At 71.0% G+C, this 26,425-nt stretch carries 28 protein-coding genes, 4 tRNA genes and 3 pseudogenes; 16 read left to right on the top strand and 19 right to left on the bottom strand.

Annotated elements, in window-relative coordinates; all coding sequences use genetic code 11:
- The first annotated feature begins 76 nt into the window (after positions 1-76).
- Positions 77-709, top strand: coding sequence for a hypothetical protein (locus tag AC38ZX_RS11510; RefSeq protein WP_491294256.1), 633 nt, complete (start codon positions 77-79; stop codon positions 707-709).
- Positions 670-1,755 (top strand): hypothetical protein, encoded by a 1,086-nt coding sequence (locus AC38ZX_RS11505; protein WP_491294253.1) that lies wholly within the window; start codon positions 670-672, stop codon positions 1,753-1,755. The genes AC38ZX_RS11510 and AC38ZX_RS11505 overlap by 40 nt, the downstream gene beginning before the upstream one ends.
- Here AC38ZX_RS11505 and AC38ZX_RS11500 read toward each other — a convergent pair.
- From AC38ZX_RS11500 to AC38ZX_RS11490, 3 genes and pseudogenes are all read right to left on the bottom strand, one after another.
- Entirely contained in the window at positions 1,651-3,003 is a 1,353-nt protein-coding gene (locus AC38ZX_RS11500; protein ID WP_491294250.1) for a hypothetical protein, read from the bottom strand. The genes AC38ZX_RS11505 and AC38ZX_RS11500 overlap by 105 nt on opposite strands.
- A 106-nt stretch (positions 3,004-3,109) precedes the next feature.
- Positions 3,110-3,907, bottom strand: a complete 798-nt coding sequence (locus AC38ZX_RS11495) for a methyltransferase (RefSeq protein WP_491294246.1) — start codon at positions 3,905-3,907, stop codon at positions 3,110-3,112.
- A 70-nt stretch (positions 3,908-3,977) separates the two neighbouring features.
- A pseudogene (locus AC38ZX_RS11490) lies at positions 3,978-4,094 on the bottom strand (hypothetical protein); the annotation flags it as partial.
- A 187-nt stretch (positions 4,095-4,281) separates the two neighbouring features.
- On the opposite strand from AC38ZX_RS11490, the gene AC38ZX_RS11485 reads away from it, so the two are divergent.
- The gene (locus AC38ZX_RS11485; RefSeq protein ID WP_426592106.1) at positions 4,282-5,046 is read left to right on the top strand and encodes a MerR family transcriptional regulator; all 765 of its coding nucleotides are present in this window, start codon (positions 4,282-4,284) and stop codon (positions 5,044-5,046) included.
- Here the strand turns inward: AC38ZX_RS11485 and AC38ZX_RS11480 are convergent.
- The 3 genes from AC38ZX_RS11480 to AC38ZX_RS11470 all read right to left on the bottom strand — a co-directional run bounded on the left by AC38ZX_RS11480 (position 5,027) and on the right by AC38ZX_RS11470 (position 7,887).
- A complete protein-coding gene (locus AC38ZX_RS11480; RefSeq protein ID WP_491294242.1) occupies positions 5,027-5,293 on the bottom strand; it encodes a hypothetical protein in 267 nt (88 codons plus the stop codon). The two genes, AC38ZX_RS11485 and AC38ZX_RS11480, sit on opposite strands and share 20 nt — an antisense overlap.
- A 52-nt stretch (positions 5,294-5,345) precedes the next feature.
- Complete coding sequence (locus AC38ZX_RS11475; RefSeq protein ID WP_491294239.1) at positions 5,346-7,001, bottom strand: M28 family peptidase; 1,656 nt, start codon at positions 6,999-7,001, stop codon at positions 5,346-5,348.
- 292 nt (positions 7,002-7,293) lie between these two features.
- Positions 7,294-7,887, bottom strand: a complete 594-nt coding sequence (locus AC38ZX_RS11470; RefSeq protein ID WP_426592103.1) for a TetR/AcrR family transcriptional regulator — start codon at positions 7,885-7,887, stop codon at positions 7,294-7,296.
- Positions 7,888-7,967: 80 nt separating this feature from the next.
- On the opposite strand from AC38ZX_RS11470, the gene AC38ZX_RS11465 reads away from it, so the two are divergent.
- From AC38ZX_RS11465 to AC38ZX_RS11455, 3 genes are all read left to right on the top strand, one after another.
- A complete protein-coding gene (locus AC38ZX_RS11465; protein ID WP_426592102.1) occupies positions 7,968-8,687 on the top strand; it encodes an MBL fold metallo-hydrolase in 720 nt (239 codons plus the stop codon).
- 506 nt (positions 8,688-9,193) lie between these two features.
- Positions 9,194-9,910: a family 43 glycosylhydrolase gene (locus AC38ZX_RS11460; protein ID WP_491294236.1), complete on the top strand. Its 717-nt coding sequence runs from the start codon at positions 9,194-9,196 to the stop codon at positions 9,908-9,910.
- A gap of 103 nt (positions 9,911-10,013) precedes the next feature.
- The gene (locus tag AC38ZX_RS11455; protein ID WP_491294234.1) at positions 10,014-10,181 is read left to right on the top strand and encodes a hypothetical protein; all 168 of its coding nucleotides are present in this window, start codon (positions 10,014-10,016) and stop codon (positions 10,179-10,181) included.
- A gap of 148 nt (positions 10,182-10,329) precedes the next feature.
- On the opposite strand, the gene AC38ZX_RS11450 is transcribed toward AC38ZX_RS11455, so the two are convergent.
- The 4 genes from AC38ZX_RS11450 to AC38ZX_RS11435 are packed head-to-tail and all read right to left on the bottom strand — an operon-like array spanning position 10,330 to position 13,918.
- Positions 10,330-10,830 carry an SRPBCC family protein gene (locus AC38ZX_RS11450; protein WP_491297383.1) on the bottom strand — a complete coding sequence of 167 codons (501 nt, stop codon included), beginning with the start codon at positions 10,828-10,830 and terminating at the stop codon, positions 10,330-10,332.
- Between the two features lie 37 nt (positions 10,831-10,867).
- Positions 10,868-11,230, bottom strand: coding sequence for a hypothetical protein (locus tag AC38ZX_RS11445; RefSeq protein ID WP_491294232.1), 363 nt, complete (start codon positions 11,228-11,230; stop codon positions 10,868-10,870).
- Positions 11,227-13,254, bottom strand: a complete 2,028-nt coding sequence (locus AC38ZX_RS11440; protein ID WP_491294230.1) for an ATP-binding protein — start codon at positions 13,252-13,254, stop codon at positions 11,227-11,229. The genes AC38ZX_RS11445 and AC38ZX_RS11440 overlap by 4 nt, the downstream gene beginning before the upstream one ends.
- Positions 13,255-13,285: 31 nt before the next feature.
- Complete coding sequence (locus tag AC38ZX_RS11435; RefSeq protein WP_491294227.1) at positions 13,286-13,918, bottom strand: AfsR/SARP family transcriptional regulator; 633 nt, start codon at positions 13,916-13,918, stop codon at positions 13,286-13,288.
- 360 nt (positions 13,919-14,278) lie between these two features.
- Here AC38ZX_RS11435 and AC38ZX_RS11430 point away from each other — a divergent pair, with 360 nt between their 5' ends.
- Entirely contained in the window at positions 14,279-15,112 is an 834-nt protein-coding gene (locus AC38ZX_RS11430) for a class I SAM-dependent methyltransferase (RefSeq protein WP_491294225.1), read from the top strand.
- Positions 15,113-15,124: 12 nt separating this feature from the next.
- A complete protein-coding gene (locus AC38ZX_RS11425) occupies positions 15,125-15,490 on the top strand; it encodes a nuclear transport factor 2 family protein (RefSeq protein WP_426592098.1) in 366 nt (121 codons plus the stop codon).
- Between the two features lie 167 nt (positions 15,491-15,657).
- Here AC38ZX_RS11425 and AC38ZX_RS11420 read toward each other — a convergent pair whose 3' ends face one another.
- Both AC38ZX_RS11420 and AC38ZX_RS11415 read right to left on the bottom strand, forming a co-directional pair.
- Complete coding sequence (locus AC38ZX_RS11420) at positions 15,658-16,353, bottom strand: isocitrate lyase/PEP mutase family protein (protein WP_491294219.1); 696 nt, start codon at positions 16,351-16,353, stop codon at positions 15,658-15,660.
- A gap of 209 nt (positions 16,354-16,562) precedes the next feature.
- A complete protein-coding gene (locus AC38ZX_RS11415; protein WP_491294215.1) occupies positions 16,563-17,441 on the bottom strand; it encodes a tyrosine-type recombinase/integrase in 879 nt (292 codons plus the stop codon).
- An 8-nt stretch (positions 17,442-17,449) separates the two neighbouring features.
- Here AC38ZX_RS11415 and AC38ZX_RS11410 point away from each other — a divergent pair, with 8 nt between their 5' ends.
- Complete coding sequence (locus AC38ZX_RS11410) at positions 17,450-17,593, top strand: hypothetical protein (protein WP_491294212.1); 144 nt, start codon at positions 17,450-17,452, stop codon at positions 17,591-17,593.
- Between the two features lie 3 nt (positions 17,594-17,596).
- On the top strand, positions 17,597-17,749 hold the full coding sequence (locus tag AC38ZX_RS11405; RefSeq protein WP_491294209.1) for a hypothetical protein: 153 nt from the start codon (positions 17,597-17,599) through the stop codon (positions 17,747-17,749).
- Here AC38ZX_RS11405 and AC38ZX_RS11400 read toward each other — a convergent pair.
- From AC38ZX_RS11400 to AC38ZX_RS11375, 6 genes are all read right to left on the bottom strand, one after another.
- A complete protein-coding gene (locus tag AC38ZX_RS11400) occupies positions 17,743-18,132 on the bottom strand; it encodes a hypothetical protein (RefSeq protein WP_491294206.1) in 390 nt (129 codons plus the stop codon). The genes AC38ZX_RS11405 and AC38ZX_RS11400 overlap by 7 nt on opposite strands.
- Positions 18,133-18,714: 582 nt before the next feature.
- A complete protein-coding gene (locus AC38ZX_RS11395; protein ID WP_491294203.1) occupies positions 18,715-19,815 on the bottom strand; it encodes a hypothetical protein in 1,101 nt (366 codons plus the stop codon).
- 185 nt (positions 19,816-20,000) lie between these two features.
- Positions 20,001-20,264 (bottom strand): hypothetical protein, encoded by a 264-nt coding sequence (locus AC38ZX_RS11390; RefSeq protein ID WP_491294202.1) that lies wholly within the window; start codon positions 20,262-20,264, stop codon positions 20,001-20,003.
- 221 nt (positions 20,265-20,485) lie between these two features.
- Positions 20,486-20,560 (bottom strand) — tRNA-Val (locus AC38ZX_RS11385).
- Positions 20,561-20,600: 40 nt separating this feature from the next.
- Positions 20,601-20,671, bottom strand: a tRNA-Cys gene (locus AC38ZX_RS11380).
- A 52-nt stretch (positions 20,672-20,723) separates the two neighbouring features.
- A tRNA-Gly gene (locus tag AC38ZX_RS11375) sits at positions 20,724-20,795 on the bottom strand.
- 127 nt (positions 20,796-20,922) lie between these two features.
- Here AC38ZX_RS11375 and AC38ZX_RS11370 point away from each other — a divergent pair.
- The 3 genes and pseudogenes from AC38ZX_RS11370 to AC38ZX_RS11360 all read left to right on the top strand — a co-directional run bounded on the left by AC38ZX_RS11370 (position 20,923) and on the right by AC38ZX_RS11360 (position 22,874).
- Positions 20,923-22,007, top strand: a pseudogene (locus AC38ZX_RS11370) (chorismate-binding protein).
- 4 nt (positions 22,008-22,011) lie between these two features.
- Positions 22,012-22,746 carry an aminotransferase class IV gene (locus AC38ZX_RS11365; RefSeq protein WP_491294200.1) on the top strand — a complete coding sequence of 245 codons (735 nt, stop codon included), beginning with the start codon at positions 22,012-22,014 and terminating at the stop codon, positions 22,744-22,746.
- Entirely contained in the window at positions 22,746-22,874 is a 129-nt protein-coding gene (locus tag AC38ZX_RS11360) for a hypothetical protein (protein ID WP_491294196.1), read from the top strand. The genes AC38ZX_RS11365 and AC38ZX_RS11360 overlap by 1 nt, the downstream gene beginning before the upstream one ends.
- A gap of 68 nt (positions 22,875-22,942) precedes the next feature.
- On the opposite strand, the gene AC38ZX_RS11355 is transcribed toward AC38ZX_RS11360, so the two are convergent.
- A complete protein-coding gene (locus AC38ZX_RS11355; RefSeq protein WP_491294194.1) occupies positions 22,943-23,296 on the bottom strand; it encodes an SsgA family sporulation/cell division regulator in 354 nt (117 codons plus the stop codon).
- Between the two features lie 409 nt (positions 23,297-23,705).
- On the opposite strand from AC38ZX_RS11355, the gene AC38ZX_RS11350 reads away from it, so the two are divergent.
- The 3 genes and pseudogenes from AC38ZX_RS11350 to AC38ZX_RS11340 all read left to right on the top strand — a co-directional run.
- Positions 23,706-23,778 (top strand) — tRNA-Val (locus AC38ZX_RS11350).
- Positions 23,779-23,955: 177 nt separating this feature from the next.
- A complete protein-coding gene (thrS, locus tag AC38ZX_RS11345; RefSeq protein ID WP_491294192.1) occupies positions 23,956-25,923 on the top strand; it encodes a threonine--tRNA ligase in 1,968 nt (655 codons plus the stop codon).
- 78 nt (positions 25,924-26,001) lie between these two features.
- Positions 26,002-26,307, top strand: a pseudogene (locus tag AC38ZX_RS11340) (HIT family protein); the annotation flags it as partial.
- Positions 26,308-26,425 lie beyond the last annotated feature (118 nt).

The following is a 26,425-nucleotide window of genomic DNA, read 5'->3' as shown; positions in this document are numbered from 1 at the left end:
GTCACCAGCATGTTCGCGAACCGAGTCGCACCCCGCGCCGCGTCGGCCGTACGCGAGCCTCGGGCGCGGTCGGGCCGTGAGCGATGAGAGCCCAGCCGCTTGCTGCCACCAGCTCGGGGTGCTCGCCCGTGCCGGACCGGAGAGCGCGATGAGCGGCGTCCGTGAGGACGCGGTCGGTGTCGCGCGGCCGACCGTCCCCCCAGCCACCGCGGCAACGGCGATGGCGGCCCTGTCGTTGCTCGTCGTGTCGTTCGCGCGCTGGGGACCGGACTGGCCCGCGCAGGAGTTCCGCGCCGAGCTGGCGCGGTCGAGCGCGTTCCTGGTGTGGAACGACAACTGGTACGCCGGGCACGCCCTGCCGGGCTACTCCGTGCTGTACCCGTTGCTCGCGCACGAGCTCGGCGCCGCAGGTACCGGGGTCGTCGCCACCGTCCTCGCGGCGGTCGTGGCCCCCCGGCTCCTCCGCGTCGGTGTCGCGCCGGCACGGCGCGGACTGTTCGAGGCGGCGGTCGTCGCCATGCTCACCGTGGCGCTGGTCATCGGCCAGATCCCGTTCCTCCTCGGCGTCGCCTTCGGCGTCTCGGCCGTCGTCGCCGTGCGGAGCGTCCCCGGGCGCCTGGGCTGGGCCTGGCGGCCGCGCTGTCCCTGGCCTGCTCGCTCGCCAGCCCGTTGGCAGGCGCGCTGCTGCTGCTCGTCGCGGCGGGCCTGAGCGCCGACAGGTCGTGGCGTCGGCTGACGGCCCTGATCCCGGCGGTCGGCGGCGTCGCCGTCGCGGTGGCCGTGGGGGGAGCGGGCGGCCCGATGCCGTTCCCCTGGATCTCTCTCGTGTGCGTCCTGGCGTTCTGTGCCGTCGTGTGGGCCGTCGTCCCGGTGCAGATGGTCGCCCTGCGTGCGTTCACGGTGCGCTTCGTGCCGCTCTATGCCGTGGCGGCGGTGGCGTGCTTCGTCATCCCGAACCCGGTGGGCGGCAACATCGCCCGCCTCAGCCAGGTCATGGCGCTGCCGGCTGCCGCGGCCGTGGCGTCGCGACACACGCCCCGCCGGCTCGTCGGATCGCTGGTCGTGCTCGGGCTCGCCGTCGCGTGGACCGCGCAGCCCGCAGAGGGCTCGGTCTTCGGCGAGCGCCCCGCGTCCGGTCTGGCCTCGTACTACTCGGGCCTGATGTCGTACCTCGCCACGCAGCCGAGCACCGGCCGTCTGGAGATCCCGTTCACCCGCGGCCACTGGGAGGTCAGCTATGTCGCGCCGGACTACCCGCTGGCGCGCGGGTGGGAGCGCCAGACCGACCTCGCCGACAACGCGGTCCTGTACGACACGCTGACGTCCACCAGGTACGCGCGGTGGTTGCGGGACAACGCGGTCAGCCTGGTGGCGCTGCCGGACGTCCCGCTCGACACGGGCGGCCTGGCCGAGGCCGCGATCCTCAAGCACCCGCCGGCGTACCTGCACCTCGTCTGGCAGGACGCCCACTGGAAGGTCTGGTCGGTGGAGGGCACACCGCCGCTGGCCACGGGCGCGGGGCACCTGATCCACCTGGGCACGCAGGAGTTCACGCTGGACGTGACCCGACCCGGGTCGACGCTGGTCCGGATCCACGCCAGCAGGCTCTGGAAGGTGGTGAGCGGCGACGCCTGCATCGAGGAGACTCGGTCAGGTTGGCTGACCGTGCGCGTCGACCGTCCGCAGGTCGTGGTCGCCGCCGCCAGCCTCGACGCGCTCCTCCCCGGCACGAACGTGGAGGAGTGCGGGGACTGACCCCCGCCGCAGGGCGAACAACCGGGCGACCGCCCAGCCCATCAGGACCACCAGCAGCGCGTTCCGCAGGGTCAGGGCGACGGCGGGCAGCAGGTCCCCGTCGACGAGGTGCGAGTACATGGTCGGGAAGACGAGCGTCGTCAGCCCCGCGACCACCAGCAGCACCGTGGCCGGGACGCGCCATCCGAACGGACCCTGCCGGATGCCGACGGCGACGATCGGTCCGATCCACAGCACGTACTGCGGCGACCCCACCTTGTTGAACACGAAGAGCGCGGTCACCAGGGCGAGCGCCGCCAGCAGCACCAGCTCCGGCGACGGGCCGACGCCGCGGAGCACCCAGACGATGAGCGCGAGGACGAGCGCGAGCGCGATCGGCATCGCGATGCCCATCAGGGTCACCGCGACACCGTCTCCCGGCCCGTGGACCTCCTCGGTGCTCAGGACGGTGTTGTTCCACACGTAGGTGTTCGAGGCGCCCAGGGCTTCCATCCACACCCACGGCGTCGTCACGGGCGCCTCGAGCTGCAGCCCCCGATCGGCCTGCGTGCCCAGGAAGCCCGTGAGATGGCTCATCCCGCCGAGCGAGGCGACGGCCACGACGACCCCGGTCGAGACAGCCACGGCTGCGCCGAGCACCGGCCACCGCCTTCGGTGCGCCGTGACGACGGCCAGGACGACCGCTGCCGGCCACACCTTGATCCACGCTGCCACGCTCAGCAGCACCCCGGCGACCACCGGACGTCGGGCCACCAGCAGGAGGCCGACGACGACGAGCGGCGCCGTGATCCCTTCGAGCCGCAGCAGATCGACGGGGTACACGAGGAGGAGGAACGCCATCCACCACCAGGCCGCCCGGTAGCCCGTGCTCGAACCGCCGCGCACGAGCACGAAGGTTGCCAGAGCGTTCAGTGCGGTGACCATGGCGAACCAGACCAGCTGGAAGAAGAACGGCCCGGCGACGGCGGCGGCGAGGATGGGCGCGAGCGCGCCGACCGGGTAGACGCCCGGAACGGAGAGACCCGGCCACTGCCCGTGGTGCAGGCCCCCGAGGGCCCACGACCGGTACAACCCCAGGTCGCCGTCGACGCCCCCGCCCAGGATGGCCGGTGCGAGCGTGACCAGGAAGAACGCGTGCAGGGCGACGAACCCGGCCAGCACGCTGCGGCGTCGCGCCCACCACGGAGCGGGGGCCGGCGTCACCTGCCCCACGTCGTCGATCTCGACAGACTCGTCCACAGCACTCACGAATGGAACCCCCACCACGTCAGGTGCAGATCAAGGATGCGCCGGCTATCGAGCCGCAAGCGAACCGTAGCCCAGCACGCTGTGGTCGGCTGGTCGATCGACGACGTCAAGGCGCCAGGCGAGCCTCGATGACGTCCCAAGCGCCACCGGCCACGATCAGTCGGCCCTCAGTGAAGCCCGCGGACGTGAGCAGGGCCCGGTACTCGGCGGCGGTCCGCTCCCTGGCGCCGAACATCACCAGCATGTGCAGGTCGAGCAGATGGAGGTCACGCTGCGCCTCCGGCAGGCGGCCCGGGGCGTCGAGGACGCGCTCCACGACCCAGAGCCGCGCGGCGGGCGTCATGGCGGACCCGATGGTCTGCAGGATCCGGACGGCGTCCCGGTCGGCCCAGTCGTGCAGGACGTTCGCCACGGTGTACACGTCGCCCCCGGTCGGGACCGACTCGAAGAAGTCAGCGGCCGTGCCGACCGCCACGTCCGCGAGTCCGGACCGGGCGAGGAACGCCCCTGCCGCGTGGGCGACCTCCGGTCGGTCGGCCACGACGCCGCGCAGCCCGGGGACCGCGGCCAGCACCTCGGCCAGCATGGCACCCCGCCCACCACCCACGTCGACGACCGTGCCCACGCCCGAGAAGTCGCAGCCGGCGACGAGGACGGCCGCCTGCTCGGACCCGCGCCTCGCCATCGCTGCGTCGAAGATCGCGCCTTGCTCGGGGTGGGCGGCCAGGTACTGCCACGGCCCGATGCCGTTCACCGCTTCATAGACGGACCCACCAGCGCGGACGGCGTCGGCGAGCCGCTGCCAGCTGGCGATGTTGGGCGGCGACGTCTGCATGAGCAGCAGGTCCCGCAGGCCGCTGGGGTGCCCGCGTGCCAACGTCGCCCCGCGGGGCGTGGCGACCACGTGGTCCGCCGTGCGGCTCGACCATCCCCAGGTCGGCAAGCGTCCGCAGCAGACGCCGCAGGTCGGCGGGGTCGCAGGAGGTCTCCGACGCCAGCGCGGCGACGCTGGTCCGGGCAGCCAGGTGATCGAGCACGCCCAGGTCGACGGCGGCCCGGAGCGCGAGCGTGACCCAGTGCCCGCGGATCATCCAGACGACGTCACCGACTGGGTCCTCCGCTGCCGCGGCCATGCTCCATGCTCCCGCACCCGGCGCCGGATGCACTTCCTGGTCGTACTCAGCAGGGAAGTGCATCGACTGCCGGCGTACCGGCTTGGGAAAGTTCGGCCAACGACCTCTTGTCTCTGACGCCGCGTCAGGTCCTAGCGTCTCGTGCATGGACACAGGCGACAGGGTGGGCGAGCTGGCGGCGGCGAGCGGGCTGACGGTCCGCACGCTGCACTACTACGAGCAGATCGGGCTGCTCACACCGTCGGGGCGAAGCGACGCCGGCCACCGGCTGTACGACGCCGCGGACGCCGAGCGGCTCTACCGGATCTGCCTCCTGCGCCGGCTCGGCATGGGGCTGGCAGAGGTTCAGCGGGCGCTCGACGACCCGGCGTGGGACCTGGCGTCGGCGATGCGTACCCACCTGGCCACCCTCGACGAGAGGATCGAGGCGACCGCGCGGCTGCGGTCGCGCGTCGCGGGAGCGCTCGCGTCGGACGGCACCGACCTGCTGGCCGTCGTCGAGGCGATGACCACGATGGAGCCCTCGGCCCAGCACCGGATCATGCTGCTGGTGTACACCGACATCGGCGCCGCACACGCCTGGTTGGTCCGGACGTTCGGTCTCGTACCGGGCGAGCTGACGCGCGACGGTGACGGGCAGGTCGTGCACGGCGAGGTGTACGCGGGCGACGGCGTCATCTGGATGCATCCGGAGCAGGTGTCGTACCGGCTGGCATCGCCCCGATCGCTCGGCGCCTCGACCGCGTCCGTCGCCGTCCTGGTGGACGACGTCGACGCCCACCACGCGCACTCGCTCGCGGCAGGCGCAACCGTGCAGGACGCCCCGGTCGACCGGGCGTACGGGTACCGCGTCTACAGCGCGTACGACCTCGAGGGACACCTGTGGTCGTTCATGAAAGCCCTCGACTGAGGCGTGAGCGCCACGAGTCGATCACGGCGGCCACCAGCTGGGCGCACGGGCCCACGAGCGCGGACGTCGCGACCGTGCTCCGCGCGCAGCGCCGGTCATCGCAGAACCAACGACGCGTGCACCACACGACCGCGGGGCGCGCCGGCGAAGGCGACGCCTCGCGGTCGGTGAGCCGGACCTCCACGCTCTTGTCGTTGCCGACGTGGCCGACAGTGGTCGTCACATCGCCGCGCGAGAGCAGCAGCATCCATGTTGACCGTTCGACGGTTGGTCCGTTCTGACCTCCGTGCGCACGCGGGTCAGCTGGTCACCGTCCCCTCGGGCGTTGCGACCGGGCCCGAGTGCTTCTTGACGTGGCCCCCGCCCTTCTGGGTCGAGCTGAACACCTGGGTGTCGTACGCCATGTGTCCCACCATGTTGGCAAAGGTCTTCGACATCCAGGTCAGCACCACAGGGTCGTTGTTGCTGAGGTTGTCGCACCACCGGAACGGGTTGTCCACGCACCCCCCGTCGGTGCCCGGAACGGTGCCCTCGAAGTTGCCCTCAAAGCCGCCGAAGAGGTCGACGTCCGACGCGAGCTTGCAGCAGTCCTGGCCGGTGAGGACGCCACTCGCCGGGACCCCTGCGAGCTGGAAGCCCAGGGCATCCGTACCGTCTGCCGAGAACAGGATGTTGTTCTTCCCGATCGAGTTGAGGTAGTCGATCCCGTAGTCCCGCGCGATCGCCGACGGCGCCCAGATGCTCGGCGGCGTCGGAGTGCCGGGTTGGCGGTCGAACAGGCCGACCCCGTCCTTCGGATCGATCACGCCGGCCACGTAGTTCGGTGTCGCCAGGACGTCGGCGTCGAGGTCGAACTTGATCTTGGCGAGCTCCTGGGCCGGCAGGGTGTTGACGTAGAAGTCAGAGCCGAGCAAGCCGAGCTCCTCGCCGCCGAACCAGATGAAGCGCAGCTTGTTGCGCGTGTTGGTGTTCTGCAGCTGTTGGGCGATGTCGAGGATCGCCGCCGAGCCCGAAGCGTTGTCGAGCATCCCGGCGCCGTAGATGGCATCGAGGTGGGCGTCGACGACCAGGATGTTGTTCGGGTCGCCGCCCTTGGAGTCGGCGATGACGTTCCAGTCGGAGCGGTTCGGGTCGTCGATGGCCTGGACGTTGATGGTCAGGACAGGGGCCGACTGCGCCAGGAGCTGGGTGCCGACCTCGTAGGACGTGAAGAGGACGGGGACGGTTTCCGTTCCCGCGAGGGTTCCCGAGAAGAGCCCGGTACGGCCTGGGTTTCCCTCGTTGAAGATGACGACGGCGGATGCGCCGGCGGCCTCGGCATTCGCGACCTTCTGGGCGAAGGTGCACGTGCCCCGCTGGATCAGGGCGATGTTCCCCGGCATGAACGTGGCGAAGTCAGCCGCCGTACAGCCGCTCGCCGAGCTGGGGGTGGGGGTGGCTGGCACGAAGATGCCCCCTGCAGCTTGGAGCGGCGCGTTCGCCGAACCGGCGACCGGTCCGGGGTTGAACTCCGTGCCCAGCCCGAAGTCGCGCGCCGTCGGCGACTCCTCCCGCATCACGGGGGTGCCGACGAAGCTGAAGTAGTGGAACTTGTACTCCTGCAGGGTGACGTCATAGCCCGCTGCGCTCATGACGGCGGCCACATAGTCGGCCGAGGCCTTGTAGCCGGGTTCGCCCGAGTTGCGAGACGGGTGGCCGTCGGCGCCGGGATTGGCGTCCGCGATCTGCTGGAACTTGACCATGTGCGCCCAGAGATCGGCCTGGGTGACGCAGTTGACGAGCTTTTGTGGGGTGTTGTTGACCCGGTGGGCGCATGCGGTGGGGTTGGCGTCCTTGGCCGGGCTCGTGGCACCGGCGCTGGACGCGGCCTCCGGCAGGCCCCAGGTCGCCATGACTGCGACGGCTGCGACCAGGGCGAGTCGCCCTGCCCGAAGTCGTCCGTGTACTGGGCTCATCGTTCGCTCCCTCGTGAGGGCGGATCTCGCCGGCGTCGTCGTCGACGAGCCTTCCGATGGTGCTGCGGTGCAGACAACCGCATGCGATCAGAGCCGTTGAAGGCCGTGCCCTCGCGTCATGGTCCGGCGCTCCGCGGTGCGGGCCCTGTGCGGACTCTGTGATGCAACCGACCGTACCGAGCAGCGTGCTGTACGGCTACCGGACATTGGCCCAGAGCTCACACGAGCAGCGTTCGCGATCTGGCCGCTCACCCCGGTTGCGGGTGTGTCCCGGCCAGCCAGGTGACCGCGGTCAGGACTCCGGCTCCTCGGTGGGGTGGCGGCGGCCGAGTGCGTCGACGAGCAGGGTGACGCCGTAGTCGAACGCGCTGGTGACGTCCCCGCCGAGCTGGAACGCCCCGGACAGCTCCATGGCCAGGAACCCGTTCGCCCACGCGGTCACGGTGCGCGCCGCGTCGAGGGCGTGGGCGTCGCCGACCAGGGCCGTCGTCGCCCGCAGCACCGGGGCCACCGACGCGACCAGGACGTCGTGAGCCGGTCGCGAGGCGGGCGGTAGCGGCCCGAAGGCCATGGCGTGACCGGCGGGGTAGGTGTGCGCGAACTCGCGGAAGGCCCTGGCCAGCGCCGGCAGCGCTTGCGCTTCGGGCTGTCCCGCGGTGGCGTCCTGCACCTCCCCGAGCCGCTCGCCGAGCTCGCGCAGAGTGGCCTCGACGACGAGCCCCACCAGCTCGTCGCGCCCCTCGACGCGCTTGTAGAGGGACGGCGCACGTACCCCGACCTGCTCGGCGACCGCCTGCATGGTCAACCCCGCGGCGCCCTTCCGCTCAAGGATCGCGCGGGCTGCCACGACGATCGCCGGCAGGTTGGTCCGATCCGGTGCAGGCATGTCGCGCTCCTCATGGCTATTGACATTAACCATCGTGGCTACATAGCGTAGCCATCACACCACATCGGACGGAGACAACCATGCGGCTCGCTCCCGGCTTGCACCGAGTCGGCAACGACATCGTCGCCTGCTACCTCGTCGTCACCGACGATGGCATGACGCTCGTCGACGCCGGCCTCCCCGGGCACTGGAACGACCTCGAGGCCGAGTTGGCCTCGCTCGGGCGGTCGCTCGACGACATCCGCGGCATCGTCCTCACGCACGGAGACGCCGACCACATCGGGTTCGCCGAACGGTTGCGGGTGCGGAACGGCATCCCTGTCTACGTCGGTCGCGCCGACGCGGCACGCGCTCGCGGTACGGAGAAGACGTCGCCGGCCTGGGGCCGGTTCCGTCTCGGTGCCACGCTCGGTTTCCTCGCCTACGGGATGCGCAAGGGCGCCGCCAAGACACACCACCTGACCGAGGTCGTCGAGGTGGACGACGGCGACGTCCTCGACCTGCCGGGGTCCCCGCGTGTGCTGGCGCTGCCCGGACACTCGCCGGGGAGCATCGCCATCCACGTGCCCGCCGTCGACGCGGTCTTCGTCGGCGACGGCCTGACCACGCGGCACGTCCTCACCGGCGCGACCGGACCCGCCCCCGCACCGTTCACCGACGACACCGCCGAGGCTCTGCACTCGCTCGACAACGTCGCGGAGCTCGAGGCCCGGTGGGTGCTCCCCGGCCACGGGGCGCCGTGGGACGGCGGCGCGGCGGAGGCCGTCCGTCGGGTGCGCGCGGCAGCGACCACGTCCTGACGCCTTGTGGGGCCGGGCCCGAGGCCTCCGGCTCACCCCATCCGCACCCGGTCGACGGGACCCAGGCGAGTGCCGATCCGGGCCGAGTGAACCGTCGAGCTACTCGCGATCGCGCCCGCGTGGCCCGATGTATCGCCCGGCTCCGTACGCGAGCGCGCACAGACCGCCGACGAGGCCAACGATGCGGACGAGACCCGGACCGGCGACAACGCCCACGAGGACGGCCACGACGCCCACCACGATCCACGCGGGCATCGTCCTGCCGCGCTTCCGGGGCGAGGGTGAGTCAGTGGTCACGCGGTGATCGTCGCACCGGCCGCCTCACCAACTGCGCGGACTCGCCGAGCACTGAGGTCTGCCCGACGTGTCGCCGCAGTGCAACACGTGTCGTCCGGACACGACCACGCACCTCCACGACCACGTTGAGCCTCAGCCATGGTTCCGGTGGTGCGACGATCTGAATCTGAGCACCGAGGCGTCCATCACGGCCCGACGAAGGAGCGGCGATGAGCAGTCAGTCGTTGAGCGAGATCCGCATGCGGGACCCGTTCATCCTGGAGGTCGGTTCCGGTGGCTACGTGCTGTACGGGACGACGGACACGAATCTGTGGGGCGGGCCGGCCACGGGCTTCGACTGCTTCACCAGCGACGACCTCGCGACATGGGAGGGTCCGATCCCTGCTTTCCGGCCGCCCGCCGAGTTCTGGGCCGACACGCAGTTCTGGGCCCCCGAGGTCGTCGCTCGCGGTGGCCGGTACTTCATGTTCGCCACATTGGCTAGCACGGCTCCGGAGGCTGGTCCTCGAGGGATCCAGGTCCTTGTCGCCGACGAACCGATCGGGCCGTTCGTCCCGTGGAGCGACGGGCCCGTGACGCCGCGAGACGTCCCCTGTCTCGACGGGACCCTGTTCATCGACGAGGACGCGACACCTTGGCTGGTCTACAGCCGCGGCGCCGAAGGCGTCGCCGGAGGCGAGCCTGGGATCGCCGACGGCGAGATGTACGCTCTCCGGCTCTCCGACGACCTCATGGCCTCCGCCGGCACGCCGATCCTCTTGTTCCGGGCGTCGGACGCACCCTGGAGCAAGCCGCTCTGGTTCCCCGAGGGCGTCGAACCGCCGGAACAGCTCAACCTGGCCAAGGACCCGCTCTTCACTGACGGCCCGTACCTGATCCGCTCGGAGAACGGGTCGCTGCTGATGATCTGGTCGAAGCTTCGGTGAGGAGGGCTACGCCATCGGGGTCGCGCTGTCGACGACCGGGCAGGTCGCCGGGCCGTGGATCCAACGGGACGAACCGCTCTGGGCACGCAACGGCGGCCACGGGATGATCTTCACCGACCCGCAGGGTGCCGAGCGACTGGTCTTCCACTGGCCGAACGAGACTCCCGACGAACGGGTCAAGCTCGTGAACGTCGACGTCGCGGACGACGGGATCCGACTCCTGGACGACACGGGAAGCGGAGTGTCGGACTCCTGGCGAGAGCAACCCTGAGAGGCGGCAGGTGGTGACCGCCGAATGGTATGACCCGTCGCCGCGGGTGCTGGCACCGCCGGTGCTTCCGCGGCGATCACCGCGGCCGAGCGTGGCGCGCGCGTTCGGACCAGGACGTCGCAATCGCGCAAGAACGCGGACTGCCGGTCTACCAGGCGTCGAGGAGATCCCCGGGGCTCGTCAGCGAGCCGGTGCCGAACGGATCGGGTGCGGACACCGTCGCCGTCAGGTGACCGGCGGGCAGCGCCGTCCAGGTTCCGTTCAGGTCCCGGCGAGCTTCCGCCAGCCGGTTGATCGACGCGCGGATCAGTTCGCGTTGGGTCGAGAGCCGGTGCGCCTCGAGCTCGGGGATGTCGACGTGGACGTCGATGTCGGTCTCCTCGTCGTCGGCCCTCAGCTCCCAGCGGAAGACCAGGTCGGACACGAGGCAGGAGATGGTGACCCGGCCCGGTGCCGGGGTGGCGTCGAGGCGCTGGTCCATGGGGAAGTCGGGATAGTTCTCGGGCCACATCGTGTAGACGTCGGAAGGCCCGGTCCGCACGGTCTCCACGCCGCTCCACCACTCCGGGAAGCGGGACGGGTCGTGCAGCAGCTTCCACACCTCCTCGACCGGGGCGGCGGCGTGGGCGGTCAGCGCGAACGACGGCATCTCGGTCACACCGGCTGGGGGCTCGGGGCGGCGATCTTCAGCCGCAGGTCGTCGATCCGGGCGACTCGCGGGCGGGCTCGACGAGGCCGATCACGGGCGGTCGGCCGAGGTCCACCAGGCTCGAGAGGTAGACGTCTCCGTCGGCCGGTCCGCTCGTGTCCAGCACTCGCGACCAGGCGTCGGCCGACTCGTCCAGGCGCCTCGTCGCCAGGGCCTCGTCGCCGCGCGCCAGCGCGATCAGGGCCTGGACGAACGCGATGCGGGGGACCAGCGACCACGGCTGGTCCGCGGGACGCACGGGTTCGACGACCGCGGCGCGGAGCTGCTCGGCCGCCTCGGTCGGACGGCCGTCGAGCGCGAGGGCCTCGGCGCGGCGGAGGGCGGCGCCCGGTCGGCTCACCGGAGCCCGCAGGGCGAGCGCCTGGGCCAGGACTCGGCGGCCTCGGCGTGCCTGCCGGCCGCGAGTGCGACCAGTCCGGCGTCGTGTGCGGCCGTCGCGCTGAGTGCCGGGTCGTCGAGCCGGTCGGCGAGGTCCTGCTGACGTCGGACGGTGGCGAGGGCCTCCTCGTGTCGACCCAGCCTGGCGAGGATCTGCGCCCGAGCGGCCAGGCTGCCCAGGAGGACCGAGGGCACCGTGCGGGTCGCCTCCACGGCCCGGTCGGCCAGCGCGAGAGCTCGTTCGTGATCGCCCATGCAGGTCAGCGCGCAGGCCGCGTTGGTGAGCAGGGCGAACGCGCGGTCCGGCGACCGAGACGACCCCGCATAGGGTGCCGCCGTCAGCGCGACGTCGATCGCGTCCGCGAACCGTCCGGCCCTGATCAGACCCAGCATCCGGATCTCCGCGATGTCCGACGCCCGCAAAGAATCCTGCGGGGTGGGGCTGAGGATCTCGGCGCCCGCCAGCAGCCCCTCGAAGTCAGCGCCGGAGCCCGCGACGGCGTCTCCCCACGCGAGCCCGATGAGGACGTCCGCACGCACCCGCGACTCGCCGTCCTGGGGGAGGAGGCCGAGGGCCGACCGGTACGCGAGCCGGGACCTCTCGGGGTTGCAGACCACCGAGCGGAACTGCCGTCCGCGTCTGCACCACGCCGCAGGCAGCTGGTCCTCGGGCAGGAGCGCCAGCGCCTTCGACCAGGCTGCCTCCGTGTCCGCGTGGCGTCCCGCCCACGCGTCGATCTCCTCGAGCTCGAGCCACAGCGCTCCGTCGTCGGGGGTCAGCGCGGCGGCGGCAACGAGGAACTCCCGTGCCTCGTCGAGGGCTCCCACCGCCCTCGCCGCTGCCGCTGCCGCTGCCCAGGAGCGCGCCGCCTCGACCTCCCGGCCGGCCGACGCCAGGTGACGGGCCACGTCCGCATGGCGCGTCGGATCCAGGGAGCTCGCGATGCGGTCGTGCAGGCGGGTGGTGTTCCGGACCTCGGCGTAGACCGCGTCGCGCAGCAGGTCGTGACGGAATCCGAGGCGCGCCCCGCGCCGGACCAGGAGCCCCTCGGCCGTCGCCGCATCCTCCGCCTCCGCGATCTCGGCGACCTCGAGGCGGTCGAGCTCGGCTGGCGACAGCGGCTGACCGGCGACCGCGAGCAACTGGGCGAGCTGCGTCGCGTTCGGTGGTAGCCGGCCCAGGGACGCGCGGACGCCGATCCGCAGGTTGGCCGGCGGTCCCTCGCCCCCGGCGACGACGGCGCGGGCCGACTCGACGGCCAGCAGCGGGTTGCCCTCCGCGGCGGCGACGACGCGGTCGAGGACGTCGTGTCCGAGCGGGTGCAGCGAGCTCACGAGCGCTGCGACGGCGCGCTCCTCGAGCGGTTCGAGCGCGTACGACTCGACCGGGACTCCTCGGCCGGCCAGGTCCGCGATCATGGCGTCCGCCTCGGCGCTGGGGGCTCCGTCGCGGATCGTCAGGACCAGGAGCAGCGGAAGCCTGGCGATGTGTCGTCCGATGTGGCCGGTCAGCTTCATGCTCGTCCGGTCGACCCGGTGGGCGTCGTCGAGCGCGATCATGGTGGGCCGGTCGGCGCAGGACCACTCCACGAGGCGGAGCACCGACTCGAACACCCGCAGTCGCTCGAGCTCCGGCGCGGTGACCGACGGCGGCAGCCCGGGGTGGCCGAGGCGGGTCCCCAGGCCGTCGGACAGCCGGTTGAGCTCGACGGGCCAGGTCGCCTGCGCGGGGACGGGCTGGGCTGTCGCCACCAGTCCCTGGCAGACCTCGAGCCAGGCGGCGAACGGCGTCTGGACCGGCGCGTCGACGCCGAGGGCGACGCTGGACCGTCCGCCGGAGGCCTCCACGCGATGCGCAAGCTCGGCCAGCAGGCTGGACTTGCCGATGCCGGCCTCTCCGGTGATCACGGCCACGCGCCCGCCGCCGCGCGACGCGGACCGCCACGTCGCCGTGAGCCGCGCCACCTCGTCGGCTCGCCCGTACAACCTCGGTCGTGCGGACTCGTGGACGCCTGCGTCAGCGGCCGCGTGCGCTGCGCGCGTCGCGGGCGAGGGTCGCACGCCCAGCTCCGCGAGCTAGTCGTTCGCTGAACTCCCGGGACGCCAGGAGCGCGGTGGCGCGGTCGCCCGCGAGGAGCAGCCGTCGGATCAGCAGCCGGTGCGCCCCCTCGTCGTACGGAGCCAGGCGGCAGACACGTTCCGAGAGCCGCACGGCGGCCGCGAGGTCGCCCTCGACCTCGGCGGTCTCGGCCTCCTCGACGAGCCGCGACACGATCGATCGCTCCCGCTCCTCGCGCGCGGTCACCACCCAGTCGTCGTCCAGGCCCGGCAGGAGCTCGCCCTCCGCCGCCGGGTCGTCGGTCGCGTCGACCCACGTGCCGTCGACGAGCGCGACCGTCGACCGTGTCGCCTCGACCGCCGGCTCGCCCCACGTCCGATGGGTCGCCCAGATCGCCGTCCGCAGGTTCGCCCGGGCCCGCTCCGGGTCGGTCGTGGGCCACAGCAGGGCCGCGACATCGGTCCGCCGACGGGGTCCCGGGTGCAGTGCCAACCAGCCGATCAGTGCCCGCGCGCGCTCGCTCGTCGGCATCCCGAGCGGGACGTCGTCCCTCGCGGCCGCCATCGGGCCGAGGATCCAGAGCCGCAGCACGAAATTCAGCGTAGCCCCGCGTCCGGAGCCGTTGACGGGCCTTTGACGGAGCCCCGACGGCGCCGCCCGAGTCTGGTCACATCTCCTCCCGAAAGGACACGACCATGGTTCAGACCCTTCCTCTCGTCAGGCGCCGCGAGGTCGACCCGGCGAGGCTGGACGCGTTCCTCGGCCAGATGATCGGCGACCTCGGTGCCACCGTCAGCGCCGCTCTCGTCGTCATCGGCGACCGGCTCGGGCTCTATCGCGCCCTGCGCGGCGGCGAGCCGGTGACCACCGACGAGGCTCGCAGCACGCACGCGCACCGCCGCGGTCTACCTCGCCCCGTGGCTGGCGAACCAGGCCGCCGGTGGCTACGTCGTGTACGACCCGGCCACCCGGACCTGGTCGATGACGCCCGAGCAGGAGGCGGCCCTGGCCGACCCGGACAGCCCGGCCTTCTTCCCGGGCAGCATGGAGCTCGCGCTCGGTGTCTTGCGGGACGTGTCCGCGATCGAGGACCGGTTCCGCACGGGGGCCGGCTTCGGGTGGCACGAGCACGACGACGGCCTGTTCTCCGGGACGGAGCGGTTCTTCCGGCCCGGTTACGTCGCCAACCTGACCGGCACCTGGCTCCCCGCCCTCGACGGAGTCGTCGACAGGCTGCGCGGTGGCGCGGAGGTCGTCGACGTCGGCTGCGGCCACGGCGCCTCCACGACCCTCATGGCCGAAGCGTTCCCCGAGTCGCGGTTCCTGGGGCTGGACTACCACGAGCCCTCGATCCGGACGGCACGAGTGCGGGCCGAGGAGGCCGGCGTCGCCGGCCGGACCCGGTTCGAGGTCGCCGACGCCACGGAGCTGCCGCCCGGGCGCGCTGCCCTGGTGACGATGTTCGACTGCCTGCACGACATGGGCGACCCGCACGCCGCAGCACGCGCCGCGCTGCGCGCCCTCTCCGACGACGGCACCCTCATGGTCGTCGAACCGATGGCCGGGGACCACATCGAGGACAACCTGCACCCGCTGGGCCGGGTGTTCTACGGCGCCTCGACCCTGGTCTGCACGCCCTCGTCCCTCGCCCAGCCCGGTGGGCGAGCCCTCGGTGCGCAGGCCGGTCCTGCGGCGCTCACCGCGGTCCTGCGCGACGCCGGCTTCACGCGCGTCCGCGTCGCGATCACCTCACCCGTCAACCTCATCATCGAAGCCCGACCCTGAAGGAGAAGCATCATGACCACCACCGACACCACCACGACCGTCGAGCTCGCCGCCCTCACCCGGGCGATCGAGGGTCTGGACGCCGACGCCATCGCCGCCCGGTACGCGGAGGGCGCCACCCTCACGCTGCTCGACCGCGACCACCCGCCGTCGAGCCCCCAGCTGATCAGTGGGCGCGACGCGATCCGCACCTACTTCCGCGACGTCTGCGGCCGCAACGTGAACCACGAGGTGCGCGACGCCGTCGCGACCGACGGCGGCATCGCATTCACCCAACACTGCCGCTACCCGGACGGCACCCGCGTGGTGTGCGCCGCCGTCGCCACCCTGGAACGCGGCTTGATCGTCCGGCAGACCATCGTCCAGACCTGGGACTAGGACCAGGACCGGGCCCGGACCGGGCCGCCCCCGCTGAGGGCGGCCTCGTCCGGCGCACGACGATCAGGGCGCGAAGCGGCGCTGGAGGTCGCCGTAGGCGATCGCGCCGTCGAGGAAGTCCAGGGTGCCGGAGTCGAGCAGCTCCCGCGCGGCCCGCTCGAGCGTGCTCAGTGCCGCTCGCGCGAGGCTGCCGCCCAGGCTGACCCGCGTGACGCCGAGCGAGAAGAGCGTGCGAGCGTCGATGGTGTTCGCCAGACCGCCACCACGTTCAGCGGACCTGGGATCGCGGCGGCGAGCCGGCGAATCGCGTCCTGCTCCACCACACCGGGCACGAAGACGCAGTCGGCCCCCGCGTCGAGGAAGCGGGTCGCGCGCTCGACGGTCTCGGCGAACGGGTCGCCCGACGTGCCTACGAAGTAGGTGTCAGTGCGTGCGTTCAGGACGAAGGTGCCCTGGGGTGCGGCAGCGCGTGCGGCCGCGACGCGCTCGACGGCCTCGTCGATGCCGAAGAGCCCGCCGTCGACGGCGTCCTCCAGGTTGCCGCCCACCGCTCCGAGCCCCACGGCACGGGCCACGGTGCGCGCGACATCGTCGGCGGTGTCGCCGTACCCGGCCTCGAGGTCGACGCTCACCGGCACGCGGACCGCTGCCACGATGCGACCGACGTGCTCGAGCATGGTGTCGAGGTCCAGCGCCCCACCGTCGGGCACGCCGCACGACCAGGCGATGCCCGCGCTGGTCGTCGCGATCACCGGGAACCCGAGGCCCTCGAGGATCCGGGCGGACCCCGCGTCCCAGGCGTTGGGGATCACGAAGCCCGGACCGGCGTGCATGGCAAGGAGGGTCGCAGCCTTGGTGGGCATCACCCGATGGTCCGCGATCGCCCGTCCCCGCGCTCCTCGGCCGTGTGATGGAACAGAGAGAGGCCGTCCCGGAGTGATCCGAAACAGCCTCTGACCTGCAGCGATGCTGGTGGGCGATACTGGGATCGAACCAGTGACCTCTTCCGTGTCAGGCATGTCCTTGCTGCTGGTCAGGGCCTCGGAGGTCGGTATCAGTGCAGGTCAGAGCGTTACGGGTGTTGCTGCCGAAACCGGTGTTTCGGCTTCACTATGGAACGACTATGAAATCGCGGCGCGGCTACGGGAGCGTTCGAGAGCGTCGAGGACTCGGTCGGGGCGCCCGGTGCCAGGTGCGCGTACCTGCTCATCATCCGCACCGTCGAGTGGCCGAGCGCAGACGCGACCTCGAACGATCCGACGCCCTCCTCGGTCAGCCACGAGGCGAACGCGTGCCGCAAGTGGTGCAGCCCGATCCGCCGCACCCCCGCCCGGTCGCACGCCGACGCGAGGACGCGACCGCGCACGTTCGCGTCGGACAGCCCGCCGCCATGCGCGCCCGTGAAGACCAGGCAGCCCGGGGGAGTGCTCATGACGACTCGCAGGAGTCGGACGCGCAGGTGCTCAGGCACCGGGACGACCCGCGCCGACTTCGAGGTCTTCGGCACGTCCTTGATCCCAGAGCGGGTCAGCACGGTCGAGATCCTGATCTCGCGACCCTCGCGCAGGACCGCCTCGCGCTTGATCCCGGCCGCCTCGCCGAACCGCATGCCCGTCTCGACGGTCAGCTCGAGGAACAGCCGATAGGGCTCGTCGACCTCGCGCAAGATCGCGTCGACCTCGGCGCGGGACAGGTAGCCGCGGTCCTTCGCCTGGTGCTCGGGCAACTTGATCCGCCGCGCGGGGTTGACCGCGACGAGGTCATCCTCGAGGGCCGCCGTGAAGATCGCCGACAGAAGGTTGACCGACTTCTCGGTTGTCGGCACCCCCGCGCCTTCGGCGAGCATCCGCGTGACCCACTGGTTGATCTCGGCGCGCTTGACGCCCGTCAGAGACCGCCGACCGAACGTCGGCTCGAGGTACCGAGTCCAGTGCGTGAGGTTCGTCGCCACCGTCGTGCGTGCGAGCCGAGACGGCGATGCTGCTGCACCAGGCCGACCAGCTCGTCGCCGCCGGGCAGCGACGGGCCGTGCTCGACCAGACCGACGACGTCGAGCCCACGACCAGCCCGGCACCAGCGCCGGCAGCCGCCCAGACCTGGTAGCAGATGGTCAACGCCGAGGCCAAGCGACTGTGGCAGCTCGGGCTCGAAGACGACCGACGCCGCGAGTACGCCGACATGATCGCGCGACGACAGCACGCCGAGAACTACGCCGCCCGGGCAGCACAGCAGCGCGAGCAGATCATGCGCGGCTACTGATCTGTGAACAGCTGCCAGACGATGAAGACAGCGACGATGGCCTGCCAGACGAGGTCGCCATCCCAGGGGAGCAGCCACTTGTTCGGCACACGTGTTCCGGCCAGAAGGAGTCGGATCGAGCACCAGAGCGCTCCGAGGAGGCCAGTCAGCGCGATTGCCAACCCGACGTCGAACCAGGTCTCTGAGAGGTTGAGGAAGGTGGGTACTCCGAGCAGCAAAAGCCCGGGCAGCATGAGGGCGGCTCGGAAGCCCATGCCGACCGCGTTCAGGAAGGGGACCGCCCTCTGCTCGTCGGGATCGCGCACGGCTGCGCGGTACAGGTCGCCGAAGCGCCCCAGAAATGGCCTCATCAGCCAGTACTCGTGGGACGCCGTCACGCTCATCCTCACGCATCCCAACTCGACGACCTAACCCGACCAACGTCATGGCGACGTCACCCGGTTTTCTTCCGGAGCAGCCCGAACGGCCCTGCGCTCCCGGTCCCGCGCACACTCGGCCCACCGGGGCGGATCGGGTCAGATCGAGCCCGATCCAGCCGAGCGCTCCCGGATCGGTTTGACAGAGTGCGGGCAGGGCACTCGTGTCCGCGAAGCAGGTCCCACAATGCCGCGCCTAGGGAGGCGGAACAGGCAAGGCGGTTCGAATGGCTTCCTCCACGGCTGGCGCTCTTCTGCTGGATACGAGCATTAGTGCCCACGGGGAGGTTTCGTCGAAGAGGACGAGGACCGCCGGACCGGATGCATAGGTGACCACAAGTGCAGGGCGGCCGTCGGTCGCCCGGGCTCGCGGTCCGACGGTTGCGATGCCGCCCAGCGGCGCACCGGTCGCCGCGAATCCTGTGCTGACTAGTCATTGGACGACGGAAAACCGGGTGGAAGGGAGGACCTGCACGTCCGTGATGGCAGACAGAGGTGCTCGTGGACTCCAGCGCCAGGCGGCGAGCCGCTCAACGGCGTTCAGCCGGACTACGAGTCGCGTGCCTTGCACGTCGAACTTCGCCACGTCCTGCCTCTCAGTGCAGCGCCTGGAGCGCGAAGTGCTGCTTCGGCCGCCAATCTATACGTGGCTTGTGCCTTCGAATGTCGGGCCGGTTGTGGACGGCGCCGCGCAGCTCGAGTCGTGCGCCTCGGTCGCGCGAGAGGTGCACCCGCTGTCAGGTGTGTGGGCCGGCCGGAAGTACGGGCTGCCGCCACGACGACGCTGACGATCCGCACGGCTACGCCGGCGCATCCTCCGGAGCGAAGCTCGACGCGCCCGTAGACGATCTCGAGCACTTGCCCGACGTAGTCGATCAGCAAAGTCAGCGTGTCGATCAGCGACTGTGGTCCGGTCGGCGTATCGATAAGCAGGTTCGCCTTGCCGTCGAACGAGCCCTTGACCTTGACGACTGGGTCGACGGTTCGCTGTTCGATCAGGAGCGCACCGTCGGTGAAGTCGGGGGCGTGCAAGATCGTGTCCGGCGGTTCGTTGCGCTTGGCGGCAGCGTCGTCGGCGAACTCCGTGCTGAACTGGTGCTCCAACTGCTCTACCGCGATCTGAGCGACGATCTTCGATCTGTGCTTGTCGTCGTTGTCGAGGCGGGCGAGGAGCACGAGCGGATCCTTGGCGCGATCTGCCGCGGGCCGCTGGAACGGCTGAATCCGCCTAATCCGCTCGACCGCGGCAGCGTCCACCCCGTCGAGCTTGTCTAGGGCCGCCTTCTTCCATTCCGTCCCGGTGCCGGCGACGACAGGAAGCTGATCAGGTTCGGCTTCGACGGCTCCCGCCCGCCGCTCGTGGCGAGATCCCAGACCGCCGCGTCGAGCGCGCTGCGCAGGTTGTGCACGCAGTCGCCCACATACGCGCCCCACTCGTCGAGCGGCGGCGGTGACGACACGCGAAGGCGCAGCGACCAACTCAGCCGATCGTCTGAGATCACGGCATCGGTGTTGACCGGGCTCGCGGCGAGCCAAAGGCCGATCCTCGCCTGGAGCTTCGGAAAAGTGCTGCGCTGCGCGAGCGACCTTGACGTACGGCCAGCTCGACGGCGGTGGCCCCGTCACCACGGGTTCGATCGGCTCGGTCATCTGCCCATGTTCGATGCCAAGCGCCGATGCACGCCGCAGGCTCGCTCTGGGCTCGCCTGGACTCCTCTGGCAGCCTGGAAACCGCCGCGCCCGTGTGAGTGGGTCAGGACGTCGCCAGGGGCGCTCAGAATCGCACCGGGAGCATTCGCCCCCCGTGCTCGGGCGAGTCGGCCAACCGCCCCAGCTCACAACTCCACGGCCGCGCAGTCGATCTCGACGATTCCGTTCTGAGTGTGGTCGAGCGGCGCGCCATTCCAACCGGTCAACACCAGCGATGTGAGCAAGGCGCGCAGCGTGTAGTCAACGGGCCAGAGTTGCCACTCGGTACCTAGCCTCGCGATCTCGGGATCTCCGACGGGGCTCGGCAATGCGAGGTTGGCGAACGCAAGTCCGATCGTGTTGGGGTCGACCTCGACCTCGCCGGTGATCGTGAAGCTGAATCGCGTCATGGGGCGAGTCTGGCAGCGGGCCTGCCGCGCGAGCAGGTCAACGCCGCTCGCGCTCCAGCGACGGCGGCATCGCGTACGCCGAGAGGTTGCGGGGGAGAGCGGTTGGGGGCGACGGGCTCTCCCGAGAAAGCCGACCGGATCGCTCGACTATGGAAGAACTATGGAATCGACAGAACAGGCCCGGAGCGGCGAGCGCTCCGAGCCTGTGACCTGCGGTTATATGGTGGGCGATACTGGGATCGAACCAGTGACCTCTTCCGTGTCAGGGAAGCGCGCTACCGCTGCGCCAATCGCCCGGGGGTAAGTCCGGGGCACAACAACTGCTGATGTCCTACGAGGTGGAGATGGGATTCGAACCCACGTATACGGCTTTGCAGGCCGCTGCCTCGCCTCTCGGCCACTCCACCCTGAGACCGCAGTCCAGAGCGGCCGGCGGGCCGATCAGGATGTCTGCCTCCGAGCGGACGACGGGATTCGAACCCGCGACCCTCACCTTGGCAAGGTGATGCTCTACCACTGAGCCACGTCCGCACAGCACGTCCGCCGATTTTCACCGGTGCTCCGTGTGCGTCCCGAACTCTAACTGACGACGTCGGCGAGAGTCCAACTGGCTCACGGGGGGCCCATGACCGTGCGGATCTGCCGGGGTCTGTAGCGTGTGCGGGTGCCCGAGAGATCCGTCCGAGCCCCCGGGAGCGCCTGGTTCTCGGGGGTCGTGGCGTCGGACCTGGTCGACGTCATCGACCTGCGGGCGCAGCCCGAGCGGCTCGGCCCCGGGTGGTGGGCCGTCGTCGGGGACTTCGAGGGACGGGTCCGGGCCTGGCGGTTCGCGACCGTGCGACCGGCACCGGCCCCCGCAGCGGATCCGTGGCTCGGCCCGGACGCCACCTCGTGGACGTCGTCGCTGGACCGCGACGAGTACGTGGGAGCGGTCGACGCCGTGCGCGACCACATCCGAGAAGGGGGCGTCTACCAGGCGAACCTCTGCCGGGTGCTGTCCGCGCCTCTTCCCGACGAGCCGGACGCGCGTGCCCTGGCGGCGGTGCTGGACGCGGGCAACCCGGCACCGTTCGCCGGCGGGGTGCACGTACCCGTGGGCAGTGCGCACGAGCCCGTGTGGGTGGTCACGGCGAGCCCCGAGCCTTCCTGCGGGTGGCCGACGGGGTGGTCACGTCGGGGCCGATCAAGGGCACGGCCGCGACCGCGGACGGGTTGACCGCCAAGGACCGCGCGGAGAACGTGATGATCACCGACCTGGTCCGCAACGACCTGCAGCGGGTGTGCACGCCGGGAACGGTCGAGGTGACCACGCTGCTGGGTGAGGAACGTCACCCCGGGCTCGTCCACCTCGTCTCGACCGTTCAGGGGGTCCTGGACCCGGCGGTCGTCGGGGCCCCGGACCTGTGGGCGCGCCTGCTCGACGCGACATACCCGCCGGGATCCGTCTCGGGGGCGCCCAAGGCGGCCGCGCTGCGCATCATCGAGTCGCTCGAGCGGGCGACCCGGGGGCCGTACTGCGGTGCAGTGGGGTGGATCTCGGTCGACGAGGCCGGGGGCGTCCGGGCGGAGCTGGCGGTGGGCATCCGGACGTTCTGGTGGTCCGACGGTGTCCTGCGGTTCGGCACCGGCGCCGGGATCACGTGGGGGAGCGACCCGCAGGACGAGTGGGCGGAGACCGAGCTCAAGGCCGCGCGGCTCGTCGGCCTGGCGTCCAACGTCGACGTCGGGCCGGTGACACACTGACGCGATGAGCGTGGTGGTCTGGTCCGACGGTCGTCTGTTCTCTCCCGACGAGCCCCTGGTCACCGGTGTCGACCACGGCCTGACGGTCGGCGACGGGGTCTTCGAGACGTGCGCCGTGTACGGCGGTGCCGCGTTCGCCCTGACCCGGCACCTGCGTCGCCTGCGTCGCTCGGCGCTCGGTCTGGGGCTCCGTGAGCCCGACCTCGACGCCGTGCGCGAAGGCGTCGCGACGGTCCTTGCCGCCGGCGGTCCGGACGTCGGCCGGCTCCGGATCACGCTGACGGGGGGCGTCGGCCCCCTGGGCTCGAACAGGTTCCCCGCCGACGAGCAGCACCAGACGCTGCTCGTCCTGGCGGGCCCGGCCGTGCCGACATCCGTCTCGCGCGTCGTCCGCGTCCCGTGGGTGCGCAACGAGCGCTCAGCCGTCGCCGGCCTCAAGACGACCTCGTACGCGGAGAACGTCGTCGCGGTCGCCGAGGCGTACCGGCAGGGGGCCGACGAGGCGATCCTGGCGAACACGGTGGGTGAGCTGTGCGAGGGCACCGCCTCCAACGCGTTCGTGGAGCGCGACGGCGAGCTGCTGACGCCCCCGCTGTCCAGCGGCTGCCTGGCGGGCATCACGCGTGAGCTCCTGCTCGAGTGGTCGGTGCAGGAGGGGCTGCCCGTCCGGGAGGCCGCAGCCGGGGAGCTCGCTACGACGTGCTGGACCGGGTTGCCGAGGGCACCGCGAACCTCATGATGAGCGGCTCGATCCGCAACGTCTCGCCCGTCGTCAGCCTGGACGGTGCCGCGGTCGAGCCCGGCCCCGTGTCGCTGGAGGCGCAGCGTCTCTTCCAGAAGCGCCTCGGGGACGACCTCGACCCGTGATCCGGAGCGGGCCCGGACATGTGAACGACCGGCCCCGCGGATGCGGAACCGGTCGTCGGACGATGACGTCAGGCGGTGAGGAGCGCGGCGATCAGCGCCGTGATCTCGCCTTCCATGCGGTCGCTCTCGGTCCCCAGAGGCACCAGCGCCTCGGTGCCGGAGAGGAACCGTTCGATCGGCTCGGTGGGCGCGGCGAGCAGCGCGCTGCCCTCGACACCGCTGAGCGATACGAGCGTGTAGTCGGGGTCTTCGTCTCGCCACACCTGGACGTCGCCCGTGCCCGCCGGTGCTTCGGCAGTCGCGTGCATACCCAGGGCGAGCAACTCGCGTCCGACAAGCCACGTCGACATGGTGTGCGGGCCCGTGAAGACCGCGCGCACCGTGTACGGATCCGTGGTTCGGAACGAGAACTCCGCGCTCACCGGGATGACGCTCGCGTCGGATCCGATGAGCTGCATGGCGACGACCTCGACGACGTCGTAGGTCGAGCCGTCATCGGGTCCTCCTATTCGCAAGGGCTGGAGGCACCATCATGGCAGGACGAATGCCGGATTGGACCGGTACCGACCCCTAGTTCACCCGGAGGGACGCGCTCCCGAACGGGCGATGGGTCACAGCACCCCCTGTGTCATTGACTCGGACGTGGCGATGGGAGCGCGAACATGTCCGAATCGCGCCCGGGTGGCCTGCACAGTCGCCCGAACGCGTGCCTGGACCGCAGGCTGGTTCGGATTCTCGGCGAGGGCCGGGTAGCATTCCCTGGACATCACCCGCTGGTGGTGCCGGTCGGACGCGCCACGGCGTGTCGCACCGACTGCGGCGGCGGGAGATGGGCGATTGGCTCAGTTGGTAGAGCGCCTCGTTCACACCGAGGAGGTCATCGGTTCGAGTCCGGTATCGCCCACGTTCATCAGAAGGGGTCGGCCCACGGGCCGGCCCCTTCTGGCGTCCTATAACCCGTCGGGCGGGCGTCGTCCCCGCCGGTAACATCGAGTGGCCCGCCGCCTGGGCGGGCCGCCACGAAGGAGGCAGTACCGGTGCCCAGCGCATCACCCTCACCGTCGACGGGATCGCGACCACGGTGGAGCCGGGGACGACGGGTACCGACCTGTACTCCGCCCGGCGAGACGTCGTGGTCGTCCGCGTGGACGGCGAGCTGCGCGACCTGCACCTGCCGCTGCCCGGCGGAGCGGTGGTCGAGGCCGTGACCATCGACGAGCCCGACGGCCTGGCCGTGCTGCGGCACTCGGCGGCGCACGTGCTCGCGCAGGCCGTCCAAGAAGTGGTTCCCCAGGCCAAGCTCGGCATCGGTCCGCCGATCACCGACGGCTTCTACTACGACTTCGACGTGGACGTCCCGTTCACCCCGGAAGACCTCAAGTCGATCGAGAAGGTCATGGGCCGGATCGTGAAGGAGGGCCAGACCTTCCGTCGCTGGGACGTCACCGAGGACGAGGCGCGCGAGCAGATGCGCGAGGAGCCGTACAAGCTCGAGCTGATCGGGCTCAAGGGCGACCCGGGCGCGGCCGAGGGTGCCTCGGTGGAGGTGGGCCTCGGCGGGCTGAGCATCTACCAGAACGTGCGCGGAGCCGGCCGGGAGACCGAGCAGGTCGTCTGGCAGGACCTGTGCCGCGGCCCGCACGTCCCGAGCACCCGGATGCTGGGCAACGGGTTCCAGCTGACCCGGTCCGCCGCCGCCTACTGGCGCGGCAGCGAGAAGAACCCGCAGCTGCAGCGCGTGTACGGCACGGCCTGGCCGACGAAGGACGAGCTGCGTGCCTACCTCGAGCGCATCGCGGAGGCGGAGCGTCGCGACCACCGTCGGCTGGGCACGGAGCTCGACCTGTTCTCCTTCCCGGAGGAGATCGGCTCGGGCCTGGCCGTGTTCCACCCCAAGGGCGGCGTGATCCGCATGGAGATGGAGCACTACAGCCGGCTGCGGCACGTGCAGGGCGGGTACGAGTTCGTCAACACCCCGCACATCACCAAGAGCAAGCTGTACGAGGTCTCGGGGCACCTCGACTGGTACTCGGAGGGCATGTACCCCCCGATGACCCTGGACGAGGAGCGCGACGCCGAGGGGAACATCCGGAAGGCGGGGCAGCAGTACTACCTCAAGCCGATGAACTGCCCGATGCACAACCTGATCTTCGCGGCACGCGGTCGCTCGTACCGCGAGCTGCCGCTGCGGCTGTTCGAGTTCGGCACCGTGTACCGGTACGAGAAGTCCGGCGTGGTGCACGGCATGACCAGGGCCCGCGGGTTCACCCAGGACGATGCCCACATCTACTGCACCCGAGAGCAGATGGCAGACGAGCTCACGACGACCCTCACGTTCGTCCTCGACCTGCTCAAGGACTACGGGCTCGACGACTACTACCTGGAGCTCTCGACCAAGAACCCCGAGAAGTTCGTGGGTTCCGACGAGGTCTGGGACGAGGCCACCGAGACCCTGCGCGCGGTTGCCGAGGCTTCCGGGCTGGACCTCGTGCCGGACCCGGGCGGTGCCGCGTTCTACGGTCCGAAGATCTCGGTGCAGGTCAAGGACGCCCTCGGGCGGACCTGGCAGATGTCGACCATCCAGCTCGACTTCAACCTGCCGGAGCGGTTCGAGCTCGAGTACACCGCGTCCGACGGCAGCCGCCAGCGCCCGGTCATGATCCACCGCGCCCTCTTCGGCTCGGTCGAGCGGTTCTTCGCCGTGCTGACCGAGCACTACGGCGGCGCCTTCCCGGCGTGGCTCGCACCCGTCCAGGTGCTGGCCGTCCCGGTGGCCGAGCCGTTCGAGCCGTACCTGGACGACGTCGTCGCGCAGCTGCGAGCGCAGGGCATCCGGGCCGAGGTGGACCGTTCCGACGACCGGTTCGGCAAGAAGATCCGCAACGCCAGCACGCAGAAGATCCCGTTCGTGCTCATCGCCGGTGGTGAGGACTCGGAGGCCGGCGCGGTGTCGTTCCGTTACCGCGACGGGCACCAGGACAACGGGGTGCCGGTGACGGAGGCGATCGAGCGGATCGTGGCCGCGGTGCGCGATCGGGTCCAGGTCTGACGCGTGCCCGACATCGAGCCTGCTGACGACTTCGCCGGCGTGCCCGACGGCTTCGAGCGGCTGTGGACGCCGCACCGGATGGCGTACATCGGCGGGCAGGACAAGCCGACCGACCGTGAGGCCGGCCCCGGCTGCCCGTTCTGCCGTGCGCCGACGCGGAGCGACGAGGACGCGCTGATCGTCGCGCGCGGCGAGGTCGCCTTCGTCGTGCTCAACCTCTATCCGTACAACTCCGGCCATCTGATGGTCTGCCCGTACCGGCACGTCGCCGACTACACGGAGCTGACGGAGGCGGAGGTGGCCGAGGTCGCCTCGATGACCCGGACGGCGATGACGGTGCTGCGCACCGTGTCCGGCCCGCACGGGTTCAACCTCGGCATGAACCAGGGCGACGTCGCGGGCGCGGGCATCGCGGCCCACCTGCACCAGCACGTCGTCCCGCGCTGGGGCGGCGACTCCAACTTCCTGCCGATCGTCGGCCGGAGCCGGGCACTGCCCGAGG

This window comes from Cellulomonas sp. McL0606 (assembly GCF_058248365.1).
Note: the sequence above shows the minus strand (reverse complement) of the source record. Positions and strands in the feature narration are given on the sequence as shown.

Coding starts and splice junctions, on each gene's coding strand:
- AC38ZX_RS11480 (WP_491294242.1), bottom strand. CDS start 5,293: ATGCTGCTGCTCTCGCGCGGCGATGTGACGACCACTGTCGGCCACGTC.
- AC38ZX_RS11475 (WP_491294239.1), bottom strand. CDS start 7,001: ATGAGCCCAGTACACGGACGACTTCGGGCAGGGCGACTCGCCCTGGTC.
- AC38ZX_RS11360 (WP_491294196.1), top strand. CDS start 22,746: ATGAGCGGCTCGATCCGCAACGTCTCGCCCGTCGTCAGCCTGGACGGT.
- AC38ZX_RS11455 (WP_491294234.1), top strand. CDS start 10,014: ATGATCTTCACCGACCCGCAGGGTGCCGAGCGACTGGTCTTCCACTGG.
- AC38ZX_RS11450 (WP_491297383.1), bottom strand. CDS start 10,830: ATGCCGTCGTTCGCGCTGACCGCCCACGCCGCCGCCCCGGTCGAGGAG.
- AC38ZX_RS11485 (WP_426592106.1), top strand. CDS start 4,282: ATGGACACAGGCGACAGGGTGGGCGAGCTGGCGGCGGCGAGCGGGCTG.
- AC38ZX_RS11460 (WP_491294236.1), top strand. CDS start 9,194: ATGAGCAGTCAGTCGTTGAGCGAGATCCGCATGCGGGACCCGTTCATC.
- AC38ZX_RS11400 (WP_491294206.1), bottom strand. CDS start 18,132: ATGAGCGTGACGGCGTCCCACGAGTACTGGCTGATGAGGCCATTTCTG.
- AC38ZX_RS11465 (WP_426592102.1), top strand. CDS start 7,968: ATGCGGCTCGCTCCCGGCTTGCACCGAGTCGGCAACGACATCGTCGCC.
- AC38ZX_RS11425 (WP_426592098.1), top strand. CDS start 15,125: ATGACCACCACCGACACCACCACGACCGTCGAGCTCGCCGCCCTCACC.
- AC38ZX_RS11390 (WP_491294202.1), bottom strand. CDS start 20,264: ATGACGCGATTCAGCTTCACGATCACCGGCGAGGTCGAGGTCGACCCC.
- AC38ZX_RS11405 (WP_491294209.1), top strand. CDS start 17,597: ATGGTCAACGCCGAGGCCAAGCGACTGTGGCAGCTCGGGCTCGAAGAC.
- AC38ZX_RS11365 (WP_491294200.1), top strand. CDS start 22,012: ATGAGCGTGGTGGTCTGGTCCGACGGTCGTCTGTTCTCTCCCGACGAG.
- AC38ZX_RS11395 (WP_491294203.1), bottom strand. CDS start 19,815: ATGACCGAGCCGATCGAACCCGTGGTGACGGGGCCACCGCCGTCGAGC.
- AC38ZX_RS11470 (WP_426592103.1), bottom strand. CDS start 7,887: ATGCCTGCACCGGATCGGACCAACCTGCCGGCGATCGTCGTGGCAGCC.
- AC38ZX_RS11420 (WP_491294219.1), bottom strand. CDS start 16,353: ATGCCCACCAAGGCTGCGACCCTCCTTGCCATGCACGCCGGTCCGGGC.